Annotated in this window: 11 protein-coding genes; 2 read left to right on the top strand and 9 right to left on the bottom strand. The window is 39.9% G+C overall.

All coding sequences use genetic code 11. The features are described 5' to 3' along the window. Positions 1-74: 74 nt before the first annotated feature. The 3 genes from ADM50_RS00220 to ADM50_RS00230 all read right to left on the bottom strand — a co-directional run bounded on the left by ADM50_RS00220 (position 75) and on the right by ADM50_RS00230 (position 4,076). Complete coding sequence (locus tag ADM50_RS00220; protein WP_049484113.1) at positions 75-938, bottom strand: Rgg family transcriptional regulator; 864 nt, start codon at positions 936-938, stop codon at positions 75-77. Positions 939-941: 3 nt separating this feature from the next. Continuing rightward, positions 942-2,843: a ribosomal protection-like ABC-F family protein gene (gene abc-f, locus ADM50_RS00225; RefSeq protein WP_049484114.1), complete on the bottom strand. Its 1,902-nt coding sequence runs from the start codon at positions 2,841-2,843 to the stop codon at positions 942-944. 78 nt (positions 2,844-2,921) lie between these two features. Further along, a complete protein-coding gene (locus ADM50_RS00230; RefSeq protein WP_049484115.1) occupies positions 2,922-4,076 on the bottom strand; it encodes a DUF4352 domain-containing protein in 1,155 nt (384 codons plus the stop codon). Positions 4,077-4,486: 410 nt separating this feature from the next. Between ADM50_RS00230 and ADM50_RS00235 the strand changes: the two genes are divergently transcribed. Beyond that, positions 4,487-6,205, top strand: coding sequence for a phospho-sugar mutase (locus ADM50_RS00235; protein WP_049484116.1), 1,719 nt, complete (start codon positions 4,487-4,489; stop codon positions 6,203-6,205). Between the two features lie 111 nt (positions 6,206-6,316). Beyond that, on the top strand, positions 6,317-6,664 hold the full coding sequence (locus ADM50_RS00240) for a thioredoxin (RefSeq protein ID WP_000434660.1): 348 nt from the start codon (positions 6,317-6,319) through the stop codon (positions 6,662-6,664). Between the two features lie 37 nt (positions 6,665-6,701). Here the strand turns inward: ADM50_RS00240 and ADM50_RS00245 are convergent, their stop codons facing one another. The 6 genes from ADM50_RS00245 to pta form a co-directional block, all read right to left on the bottom strand. Continuing rightward, entirely contained in the window at positions 6,702-7,475 is a 774-nt protein-coding gene (locus tag ADM50_RS00245) for a potassium channel family protein (RefSeq protein WP_049484117.1), read from the bottom strand. Between the two features lie 85 nt (positions 7,476-7,560). Beyond that, positions 7,561-8,370 (bottom strand): MBL fold metallo-hydrolase, encoded by an 810-nt coding sequence (locus tag ADM50_RS00250; protein WP_038806131.1) that lies wholly within the window; start codon positions 8,368-8,370, stop codon positions 7,561-7,563. A 1-nt stretch (position 8,371) separates the two neighbouring features. After that, a complete protein-coding gene (gene vicK, locus ADM50_RS00255) occupies positions 8,372-9,721 on the bottom strand; it encodes a cell wall metabolism sensor histidine kinase VicK (protein WP_049484118.1) in 1,350 nt (449 codons plus the stop codon). Then, complete coding sequence (yycF, locus tag ADM50_RS00260) at positions 9,714-10,421, bottom strand: response regulator YycF (protein WP_000722056.1); 708 nt, start codon at positions 10,419-10,421, stop codon at positions 9,714-9,716. The genes vicK and yycF overlap by 8 nt, the downstream gene beginning before the upstream one ends. Before the next feature lie 76 nt (positions 10,422-10,497). Further along, positions 10,498-11,658, bottom strand: coding sequence for an A/G-specific adenine glycosylase (gene mutY / locus ADM50_RS00265; protein ID WP_049484119.1), 1,161 nt, complete (start codon positions 11,656-11,658; stop codon positions 10,498-10,500). A gap of 82 nt (positions 11,659-11,740) precedes the next feature. Beyond that, the gene (pta, locus tag ADM50_RS00270; RefSeq protein ID WP_049484120.1) at positions 11,741-12,715 is read right to left on the bottom strand and encodes a phosphate acetyltransferase; all 975 of its coding nucleotides are present in this window, start codon (positions 12,713-12,715) and stop codon (positions 11,741-11,743) included. Positions 12,716-12,748: the final 33 nt, after the last annotated feature.

Raw genomic sequence — 12,748 nt, forward strand, 5'->3', positions numbered from 1 at the left:
GACTCCTCTCAAATTTTGAAACTATTGTATCAAAACTGAAAGGAGTCTCTTTATTTTTCCCTTATTTGGGAAATTTAAGCATTAACAAATTTTTCATAATGTTCCTGATAGTAAGCCACTTGCTCTGGAAGTCCAAGCACATCAAAAATATGCATAGCTTCCTGCATCTGACTACATCCTTCTTCTTTCAAGTCTCTCTGGTATTGGGCAAAACCTTTGAGATAATGGAAGATATTGCGCTCATAAAGCTTGATACTATTTCCAATCAACTTCTCCACATAGCCCTCAAAATAGTCCGCATCCGCAAAGGAACGGTTTTCCAAACAATGCTGGTAACAGTTAAGAGATAAAATCAAAACGAGTTTACGATGCCGACCAATTTCCTTGTAGTAGTCTTCCCGCTCCATGACTTCTCTGCCAATCCGAGCTACATAGTCCACATTGTAGAAAGTATAGAGATTTCCGAAAAGAATCAACTCATACATAGTCCATTCTTCTGTTTGAAAAAGATAATCTGCTACCTTTTCCAAATCACTCTGCCTCATCCTGTAACGAGCATCTCTTTGACAAATCAGTCCTTGTAGCAGAATCCAATTCAGCTCAAAATAGAGGGGATTGGTCGAACTCTTAGCTTTTTCAAGTTGTTCTCTTTGAAGCTTTTGAAAACCTGCAATATTATTTGAGTAGTAAAGCGGAATAATCTGTGCCATCAAGGCAACATGTTCATGATTTTGAAAATCCCTAGCCTTGTCCATGAAATTTTCAATAGTCACATGAATATTGTCCAAAATCTCAAAGAACCGAGAAACTGCTAGATCAGACTCCCCAAGCTCGAAGCGAGATAATTGAGAGGTTGAACATGATTCACCTGCTGCCTCTTTTAAGGAGTACTTCCCACTTGTTCGAAATTCACGAAATACCTTTCCAAGATGTTCCATTTCTTACACCTGCTCCGACAATTCTTCCCACTCAAGCATAGCCTCTTCTTGACGATGGCTAATTTTGTCCAGTTCAGCCTGCAATTCCATGAGCTTTTCAGCATCGTTGGTTTCCAGCATTTGTTCAGAAATGGCTTGGCTTTGACTTTCTAACTCTTCGATTTCAGCCTCTAAACTCTCTATTTGTCGCATGAGTTTGCGAACTTCTTTTTGACTTTGTTTCTGGGCCTGGTAGTCATTGACTGGGCTCGGTTCTTTTGCTTGATTGCTAGTTGAAGCTTCCTCTGTCTGGCTGACTTCTATTTCAGCCTTTTTATCAACATAGTAGTCATAATCTCCAATGTAGAGGGTTGAACCACTCTCAGACAATTCCAGTACATGAGTGGCTACACGATTGATAAAGTAACGGTCGTGGCTGACAAAAAGAAGGGTTCCGTCAAAGTCAATCAGGGCATTTTCTAACACTTCCTTGCTATCAATATCCAAGTGGTTGGTTGGCTCGTCAAGGATCAGGAAGTTGTTGTTTTCCATAGACAATTTAGCCAAAAGTAAACGAGCTTTCTCGCCACCTGACAGCATGCCAACTGATTTTTTAACATCATCTCCTGAGAAAAGGAAGGCACCAAGACGGTTGCGGATTTCAACTTCTGGTGTCAGTTTAAAATCATTCCAAAGTTCATCCAGAACAGTATTACTTGCTGTTAGCTTACTTTGAGTCTGATCATAGTAACCAACATCCACATTAGCGCCAAAACGCTTCTCTCCCTTGATAAAAGGAATCTGGTCTACTATTGACTTGATAAAGGTTGACTTCCCAATGCCGTTTGGTCCGACAATCGCAACAGCATTCATCTTACGAAGGTCGAGATTGATTGGCTCTGAAAGTATTTCCCCATCATAGCCAATAGCTGCATTTTCAACAGTCAGGACAACATTGCCTGATGTTTTTTCCGTCTGGAAGGTCATGTTGGCTGATTTCTTGCCAGCTTCAGGCTTGTCCAAACGCTCCATTTTTTCTAGTTGTTTACGGCGAGATTGAGCACGTTTGGTCGTTGAAGCTCGGACTAGATTGCGATTGACAAAGTCTTCTAGAGCAGCGATTTCCTTTTGTTGCTTTTCATAGTTTTTTGCCTCAGTAGCTAGCTTTTGCTCCTTTAACTCAACAAAACGAGAGTAATTGCCCACATAACGATCCAAGGAATGCTTAGTCAAATCGAGTGTAACCGTCGCAACCTTGTCCAAAAAGTAACGGTCGTGACTGACAATAATGAGGGCACCGCTATAGTTCACCAAGTAATTCTCTAGCCAGGCAATGGTTTCGATATCCAAGTGGTTGGTCGGCTCGTCCAAGACTAAGAGATTGGGCTTTTCAAGGAGCATTTTAGCCAGTGCCAGACGGGTATTTTGACCACCTGAAAGCTCGGCAATTTTCATCTGCCACATAGACTCGTCAAACTTGAATCCATTCAAAATCGCTCGAATATCAGCTTCGTAAGTAAAGCCACCATCCTGGCGGAAATTCTCTGATAAGCGATCATAATCCGCCATCAGTTTAGCCAGATCTTCACCCGACTTTTCACCCATTTCCAACTCCATCTGACGCAGTTGTTTTTCAGTCTGACGCAAGTCATCAAAGACATGGAGCATTTCATCATAAATGGTATTTTCAGACTCAAAACGGCTATCTTGGGCTAGGTAAGACAGAGAAATATCTTTTTTCTTATTGATTTCTCCACTAGTTGGCTCCTCTTCCCCAACCAAAATCTTTAAAAGAGTAGACTTACCTGCACCATTTTTCCCAACAAGAGCAATTCGGTCCCGTTCATCTACTTGCAGGTTGATATGTTCAAAGAGAACCTCACCAGCAAAAGATCGTTCAATTTTATTAGCTTGTAAAATAATCATATCTCTATTTTACTATCTTTTTCTTTTTTGCACAATTGCAATGAAAAAAGTTCGAGTGGTATACCCGAACCTTTCATCTTAGTATCCAATGCCTCCACGGAATGTGCGAGCCATATCTTTCAATTCATAGTTTTTAGAAGAGGTATCGATGGTCCATTTTCCATCTTTCTTAGTCATTTTAATTTCATAACCCTCTTTCTTCATGTTATCACTAGTGTCTAGAGGAGTTGAATCAAATTGACTTGGTGCATTTTCTAAAATGTATTTCTCACCAGCTTTCATAGCTTCTGAGTAGTTGCTATATTTACCTTTGTTTTCTTCGTAGAACTTACGGCTCAATTCATAGACATTCAAGTTATCCAAGTCGATTGTTTCTGGTCTAACATAAACAACAGCATAGTCTGGCAAGTATGTCTTCACCTTGTAATCAACTTTTGCTCTCTTAGCATTTGCTTTGATGTAAGCATCTGCGAATGTTCTAAGTTCTGAATCAGAAGGTTTGTAGTTATAGAAACCTTTTCCGAATGACTCTGTAAATTTCTTGATAAACTCTTCTTTATCAGCTTTCGCATCGTTTGTGAATTCAGCACTATTATCAGAAGATTTTTTATCGTCTGCAAGCGCAACAACTTGCGACTTACTGTCAGTAGCACTTAGGTTCGTTCCACCACCAGAACTTTCCCCATTAAGGTAAACAGCATCGACATATTTTTTCATTACATCTTTCGCTTCATCAATATTGTCTTCATACTGACTTGGATCCACCTTGATTGCTACATCATTATTCTTTTTAGAATTTTCTTTGATGTCATCGTAAAAGCTAGGCGCGAAGTGGAGTTCATACTTAGCGTTCTTGTCGACTTCATACACTACATAACCAGCAACGCTCTTTCCTTTAGAAAGACTGTCTCCATATGACATAAACTTGGTTTTACTATCGCTTTCATAGATTTGAATTGGTTGTAATTTCTCATCTTTTTCATTATAAAGCGTAATATCTTGGCTAGTAAAACTAAACTGTTTATCACGATTGTTCTTGATTTCGACTTGAAGTGCAAGGTAGCTTGAAGATGAATCTTCATCTTTAGGCAATACAAACATACCATCTTTTACAGAAACTTCAAAGTTTGAGTTCGAGGCAGTACCATTGTCGCTTGCTTTTTTTTGAGCTCCACAGGCAACAAGTGCTAAAGCTGATAAAAGCAAAGCAGAATGCTTAAGAATTTTTTTCATAATGGATTCTCCTTTAATGATTTACTATATTTTACCATACGTAGAATAAAAATCAAAACAGAAACCAGATATTTTCAAAATATCTTAAATTTATAGAGTTTTACATTAAATTTTTCTAACCGTTCATTTGATACATTAAAGGATTCTTTATAAAAAGAATAGAATATAACAATATTGACGATTTACTTTATTTAAAAATCCCACAAAAATACTATAACTTTTAATATTTTTAAAAATTAGATAATTGATTTTCATCCCTAACTTAGTATAAGTAAGCATAGTACTCACCATTTTACCGCAAAAAATCAAAAGTAAATTTCCTACATTTTAAGTTATGCTAACGTTTTACTAAAATCTCAAATCGTGATATAATGAAAGCGATTAAAGCAAATAAACAAAGGAGACACTCTATGACTTACCAAGAAAATTATCAAAAATGGCTCGATTTTGCTGAGCTTCCAGACTACCTTCGTCAAGATTTGGAAAATATGGACGAAAAAACAAAGGAAGATGCCTTCTATACAAATCTTGAATTTGGTACTGCAGGTATGCGTGGTTTGATCGGTGCTGGTACAAACCGTATCAATATCTATGTTGTTCGTCAAGCCACCGAAGGTTTGGCTCGTTTGATTGAATCAAAAGATGGAAATGAAAAAGAACGTGGTGTGGCAATTGCCTACGATAGCCGTCACTTCTCACCTGAGTTTGCCTTTGAATCTGCTGCAGTTCTTGCTAAACACGGTATCAAATCTTACGTATTTGAAAGCCTCCGTCCAACTCCAGAACTCTCATTCGCTGTTCGTCACCTCAACTGTTTCGCGGGTATCATGATTACTGCCAGTCACAATCCTGCTCCATTTAACGGTTACAAGGTTTATGGAGAAGACGGTGGACAAATGCCTCCACATGACGCGGACGCTTTGACTACTTATATTCGTGCAATCGAAAATCCATTCGCCGTGGAAGTTGCTGATGTCGAAGCTGAAAAAGCTTCTGGCTTGATTGAAGTTATCGGCGAAGCTGTTGATGCAGAATACCTTAAAGAAGTTAAGGACGTAAACATCAACCCAACCTTGATTGAAGAATTCGGTAAAGACATGAAGATTGTCTACACACCACTTCATGGTACTGGTGAAATGTTGGCTCGTCGTGCTCTTGCCCAAGCAGGATTTGACTCTGTTCAAGTCGTTGAAACGCAAGCAACTGCTGACCCTGACTTCTCAACTGTAAAATCTCCAAACCCAGAAAGCCAAGCAGCCTTCGCACTTGCTGAAGAACTTGGTCGTCAAGTTGGTGCAGATGTGCTTGTTGCAACTGACCCTGACGCTGACCGTGTTGGTGTTGAAGTTCTTCAAAAAGATGGAAGCTACCTCAACCTTTCAGGTAACCAAATCGGCGCTATCATGGCTAAATACATCTTGGAAGCCCACAAAAATGCTGGAACTCTTCCTGAAAATGCAGCCCTATGTAAATCTATCGTATCAACTGACTTGGTAACGAAGATTGCTGAAAGCTACGGCGCAACTATGTTCAACGTTTTGACAGGTTTCAAATTTATCGCTGAAAAAATCCAAGAATTCGAAGAAAAACACAATCACACTTACATGATGGGATTTGAAGAAAGCTTCGGTTACTTGATCAAACCATTCGTACGTGATAAAGACGCCATCCAAGCCGTTCTTGTCGTTGCTGAGCTTGCTGCCTACTACCGTTCACGTGGTTTGACACTTGCTGACGGTATCGAAGAAATCTACAAAGAATACGGCTACTACGCTGAAAAGACCATCTCTGTTACCCTTTCTGGTGTTGATGGTGCTGAACAAATCAAATCGATTATGGCTAAGTTCCGTAACAATGCTCCAAAAGAATGGAACGCAACAGCTATCACTGTCGTAGAAGACTTCAAGGCTCAAACTGCTACTGCTGCTGACGGTACTGTTACAAACTTGACAACTCCTCCAAGTGATGTTTTGAAATACACTCTTGCGGATGGTTCTTGGATTGCAGTTCGCCCTTCAGGTACAGAACCAAAAATCAAGTTCTACATTGCCGTTGTGGGTGAAAGCAACGAAGATTCACAAGCTAAGATTGCCAACATCGAAGCAGAAATCAATGCGTTTGTTAAATAAGAAATTATAAAAGATGAGACCAACCAATCTCATCTTTTTTTCGTATCAAATCTAAGCATTTTTAGAAACTTTATGGCATACTAGACTTATCAATGAAAGCGAGGTAATCTCATGGAACAATTTTTAGAAAACATTAAAGACCTTGAAGTCACTACAGTTGCGCGTGCACAAGAAGCACTCGATAATAAAGAAACAGCAACCTTCTTTATTGGCCGTAAAACTTGCCCTTACTGCCGTAAATTTGCTGGCACATTGGCAGGTGTCGTAGCTGAAACTAAAGCCCACATCTACTTCATCAACAGTGAAGAACCAAGCCAACTCAATGAATTGCAAGAATTCCGCTCACGTTATGGAATTCCAACCGTACCAGGATTTGTTCACATTGCAGATGGCCAAATCAATGTCCGTTGCGACTCTTCCATGTCAGCACAAGAAATCAAGGACTTTGCTGGATTGTAAAAAAACCACTCATCGAGTGGTTTTTGTATGGCCAAAACTATATTTTTTCAAGTAAATCTTGTATCATCCTGTGCAGTTCTTCGATTTTCTCAGATTGTTTCTCTAATAATATTTTTTGACTATGTAATTGATCTTGTAGTTTATCAAATTGTATCTGATTATCTTGATTATCCTTTACAAAAAAGTTCGTCAATGCACTTGTTAACATCCCTATTGTTCCAATACCGACGAGCATCAGTAAAACAGCTAACCACTTCCCAAAAATGGAAGTAGGAACAATATCCCCATAACCAACAGTTGTTACCGTTACAAGAGCCCACCAAAGACTATCCGAAAAAGATTTTTCTTCAACAACTGACAAAATCGAACTTCCTACCAGTACAATAAAGGAATTGAGATAGAAAATATAAAGCAAACCGTTTGTCCGTAAGAGTTTGCTTACCTTCTTTTCCAGCTTTCCAGTTAACCCTACGATTCTTAAAAGACGCGTTAGTTTCAGTAATTTTGTGAGCCTTGCTAAACGGAAGATACGCCCTAATCGAAATACTGTAAAAATAGCATTTAATGGAAGGATAGCTAACAAGTCAAAGATATTTTCAAGTATAAATCTCCATTTTTCTTTGCTTGAAAAGAACCGCCAACCATAATCTACCACAAAAACAAACCAAATCAGTAAGTCAATAATACTGTATGGAGGACTGTCTAAATCAATCATCTCAGCAAATCCTAGTAAGACAAGAACAACTGATATCAAGGCAAGTATGATAACCGTAGTGTCATAGTAATCCTTTAATAACCATTTTCTTTTCACAATGCTACTCCTATATTTTTTTAATCATTATACCACACTAAATCCTTGATAAATACAGAACAAAAGAAGGCACTCGCCTTCTTTTTTATATATCTGTCAATGGTGTTGCAGTATCTGGTGAGGTATCGTAAACTTTAAAGTCTACTCCGACTCCCAGATCAGCTTGGGCTAGCTGATTGACCATAGTCATATGAGCCAGCTCCTTAATATTGTTCTCTTTGGACAAGTGACCAAGATAGATTTTCTTTGTTCGATTTCCCATTGCACGAATCATGGCCTCAGCACCGTCTTCGTTAGAAAGGTGACCGAGATCCGATAGAATTCGCTGTTTGAGACGCCAAGCGTAAGATCCTGCTCGCAAAATCTCCACATCGTGGTTGGACTCGATGAGGTAGCCGTCCGCATTCTCGACAATTCCTGCCATACGGTCACTTACATAACCTGTATCGGTCAGCATAACGAAGCTCTTGTCGTCTTTCATAAATCGGTAAAACTGTGGTGCTGCCGCATCATGGCTCACACCAAAACTCTCAATGTCGATATCACCAAAGGTTTTGGTTTTGCCCATTTCAAAGATATGCTTCTGCGAAGAGTCCACCTTGCCGAGGTACTTACTATTCTCCATAGCCTGCCAAGTCTTTTCATTGGCGTAAAGATCCATGCCATATTTACGAGCCAAGACACCGACCCCATGGATATGGTCTGAATGCTCATGCGTAATCAAAATCGCATCCAAATCTTCAGGTTTGCGATTGATTTCAGCTAGCAAGCTGGTAATTTTCTTACCAGACAAGCCTGCATCCACTAAAATTTTCTTTTTTGGGGTTTCCAGATAAAAGGAATTTCCACTGGAACCTGATGCTAAAATACTGTATTTAAAGCCTATTTCACTCATTCTAGTCTTCTATTTCGTCCTCCCATATTTCTTCTTTTACGGCATCCTTATCATAAGGGAGCACGATGGTAAAGGTCGATCCCTTACCGTATTCACTTTTTGCCCAAATAAAGCCATTGTGTTGTTTGATGATTTCTTTTGCGATGGCCAGACCTAGACCAGTTCCACCTTGAGCCCGGCTTCTTGCACGATCCACACGGTAGAAACGGTCAAAAATCTTTGGCAAATCTTTCTTTGGAATACCTAGACCTTGGTCTTTGATAGATAAAATCATCTGGTCATCAGTGGTTTTCATGCTGACAGTGATTTTCCCACCATCTGGTGAGTACTTAATGGCATTGTTAAGAATATTATCAATCACCTGAGTCATCTTATCGGTATCAATCTCGATCCAAACTGAATTAATAGGGTAATCTCTAACAAGTTCATATTTTTTCTCGTCATCTTGACTTCTCATCTTATCAAAGCGGTTGAGAATAAAAGTGATGAATGCTGTAAAATTAATCAATTCTACATCTAGCTGACTTGTCGCATTATCAATACGAGAGAGATGCAAGAGATCTGTCACCATCCGCATCATACGGTTGGTTTCATCGAGTGAAACCTTGATAAAATCAGGAGCAACAGGATCATACAGAGCTCCCTCATCCAAGGCTTCAAGATAAGATTTAACACTGGTCAAAGGAGTTCGCAACTCGTGACTCACGTTCGAAACAAAGAGTCTTCGCTCACGCTCTTCCTTCTCCTGTTCGGTCGTATCATGTAAAACGGCAACCAAACCAGAGATGAAACCTGACTCACGGCGAACCAGAGCAAAACGTACACGAAGGCTTAGATATTCACCATTCACATCCTGGGAGTCAATCGTCAACTCAGGAATCTGTGTAATCAGGTCACGCAGCTCATACTCATCTTCTATCTTAAGCAATTCGAGGATACTTTTATTCAGAACATCTTCTTTCTGCACACCGAGCTGTTTCTTTGCCATATCGTTGATCATAGTAATCTGGCCACGGCGATTGGTCGCAAGAACGCCATCTGTCATGTAAGAAAGAATACTGTTCAATCGTTTACTCTCTTGTTCCAGATTTTCTTGAGTCAAACGAATAACTTCTGACAAATCATTGAGATTATTGGTGATGTTAGTGATTTCTGTACTGCCCTGTAAGTCCAAAACTTGTGAATAATCACCTGCAATCAAGTCCTTAACCTTTTGATTTATCTCCTTCAGACGGATATTATCCCGACGATTTTCCAGTAACAGCAAGGTTACCACCAAGATAAAACCAAGTAAAATCAGGATAAAGATAAAATCGCTGGTCAGAATAGTTTGTCTAATATCTTCAATCATTATTTCTCATATAGTATCCAACACCACGACGTGTGAGAATGTACTCTGGACGACTTGGAGTGTCTTCTATTTTCTCACGCAAGCGTCTAATGGTCACGTCCACAGTACGAACATCACCAAAATAGTCATAACCCCATACAGTCTCAAGCAAGTGTTCACGCGTAATCACTTGTCCAATATGAGATGCCAAGTGATACAAGAGTTCAAACTCACGGTGGGTCAAATCTAATTCCTCACCATATTTCTTAGCCACGTAAGCATCTGGAACGATTTCCAAATCACCAATTTGTAAAGGTTGCGTCTTCTTCTCATCAGACTCTTGGTTATCTACTGAAACTAGGTCGGTACGACGAAGAAGGGCCTTAACACGAGCCTGCAACTCACGGTTTGAGAAAGGTTTTGTAACATAATCGTCTGCACCTAACTCTAAACCAATAACCTTGTCAAACTCGCTATCCTTAGCTGATAGCATGATAATCGGCACGCTACTAGTCTTACGAATAGCTTTAGCAACTTCTAAACCATCAATTTCAGGTAACATCAAGTCGAGGATAATAATATCCGGTTGCTCTGCTTCAAATAGCTCGATCGCCTCACGACCATTGAAGGCTGTAACAACTTCATAACCTTCCTTGGCCATATTAAACTTAATAATATCTGAGATTGGTTTCTCATCATCTACAATTAATATTTTTTTCATTTTATCACCTTTTTCTCTATCTATTATAACAAAAAAATGCAAAGAAGGCACAAATGGCTACTGTAAGCCTTCATCTTCAAGAGTTGTTTTTATAAGCCTGCCAAATTTTTTGTTGAGGTTTCGCAAGTGGATAATCAGAAAACTCCTGAGGAGAAACCCAGCGAATTTCTCTGTCCGAAAACTGTTTTGAATCTGTCACTTGGCCTGCTAGGATTTGAATATGCCATTTCCGATGACTAAATACATGCTTGACCTGGTCAAATACTTGCTGGGACCAATTCACTTCTAAATCATAATCCTGCTCAAAGTTTTCTTGAGGACTTGGTCCAAATGCTCTGCTTTCCTCTTTGACTTGAGAAAAGAGATTGAGCTGATCGTCATCACTTGAGAAATCATCAACTTCAATCAATGGGAAGTGCCAAAAACCGGCTAGTAGTTTCTCGCTTTCATTTTTCTCTAGTAAATATTGCCCTCGGTCATTGCACACAACCAAAGCCTTGAGATATATTGGGAGAGGCTTTTTCTTGGGTTCTTTGATCGGATATACATCCATAGTTCCGTTCTGATAGGCTGCACTAAAGTCCTTAACAGGACTTTCTTCTGGTCGAGGGTTAACCGGAGACTCTATATCAGAGCCCAAATCCATCAGAGCTTGGTTAAAGTCACCTGGTCGTTTCGGATCAATCAAGATTTCCATAATAGCTTGGAAAATCTTGCGATTGCTGGGAACTCCGATATCATAATTTACCTCAAACAAGCGCGCTAAAACTCGCATGACATTGCCATCAACTGCTGGCTCGGGTAAATTAAAAGCGATACTGGAAATTGCACCCGCAGTATAGGGGCCAATCCCTTTTAAACTAGAAATTCCTTCATAGGTATTTGGAAATTGACCACCAAAGTCAGATATAATCTGCTGAGCCGCCGACTGCATATTGCGTACGCGGGAATAATAGCCCAACCCCTCCCAAGCTTTCAGTAAACGCTCCTCAGGGGCATTCGCCAGACTTTCAACAGTTGGAAACCAGTCCAAGAATCGTTCGTAGTATGGAATAACTGTATCCACTCTGGTCTGCTGAAGCATGATTTCAGATACCCAGATGTGATAAGGATTTTTACTTCTCCGCCAAGGCAAATCTCGCTTGTTTTCATCATACCAGTTGAGGAGTTTTTCACGAAAAGAAATAATCTTCTCCTCCGGCCACATGACGATACCGTATTCTTTCAAATCTAACATATATCTAGTATAACATAGAAGCTTCTAACTGTCCTTTTCTCAGTACTAAAAAGCCTCTTCCCATGGGAAAGAGGACTAGATCTTATTGATGAACTGCTTGAGCTGCTGTGATAAGGGTCAATTTGTACACATCATCTGCATTACATCCACGAGAAAGGTCGTTAACAGGTTTGTTCAAACCTTGCAAAACAGGTCCTACAGCCGCAAAACCACCGAGACGTTCTGCCATCTTGTAACCGATATTTCCTGCTTCGATACCTGGGAAGACAAAGACATTTGCTTGACCAGCTACATTACTTCCTGGAGCTTTAAGAGCTGCAGTTTCAGGAACAAAGGCAGCATCAAATTGCAATTCACCATCAATCTCAAGGTCAGGGCGCAAGTCGTGAGCAATTTTAGTTGCTTCTACGACCTTATCAACACTTTCACCAAAGCCTGAACCTTTAGTAGAATAGCTTAGCATAGCAATTTTAGGTTCAATACCAAACATCTTAGCTGTGATTGCTGAGTTGATCGCAATTTCGGCCAAGGCTTCCGCATCTGGATTGATATTAATGGCACAGTCTCCAAATAGGTAACGTTCTGTACCACGTACCATGAGGAAGGCACCTGAAGTACGCGTTACATTTGGACGAGTTTTAATGATTTGAAGGGCTGGGCGAACTGTTGAGGCAGTTGAGTGAATCGCACCAGATACCATACCATCAACCAAGCCCAAGTAGACTAGCATCACACCAAAGTAGTTGACATCTTCAACCAAAACTTTGCGCGCTTCTTCTTCAGTCATTTTGCCCTTACGACGCTCTACTAAAGCAGCAACCATTTCTTCAAATCGAGGATAGTGTTGAGGGTCAATGACTTCATAACCATCCATGATTCCTTCAATTTCAAGATAAATTTTAATTTTTTCAGGATTTCCAAGCAAAACAGGAATTACTTCTGTTTCTTTTACCAAGCGTTTTGTCGCTTGGAGAATACGTGGCTCTTCCCCTTCAGGGAGAACGATACGAGCATTTTTGCCAACCAGGTTGGCTTTGAGACTTTCAAAAACTTCCATGAGTTTTCTCCTTTAAGAAAATAAATTATACTC

Source organism: Streptococcus oralis, assembly GCF_001075675.1.
GTDB lineage: Bacteria > Bacillota > Bacilli > Lactobacillales > Streptococcaceae > Streptococcus > Streptococcus oralis_V.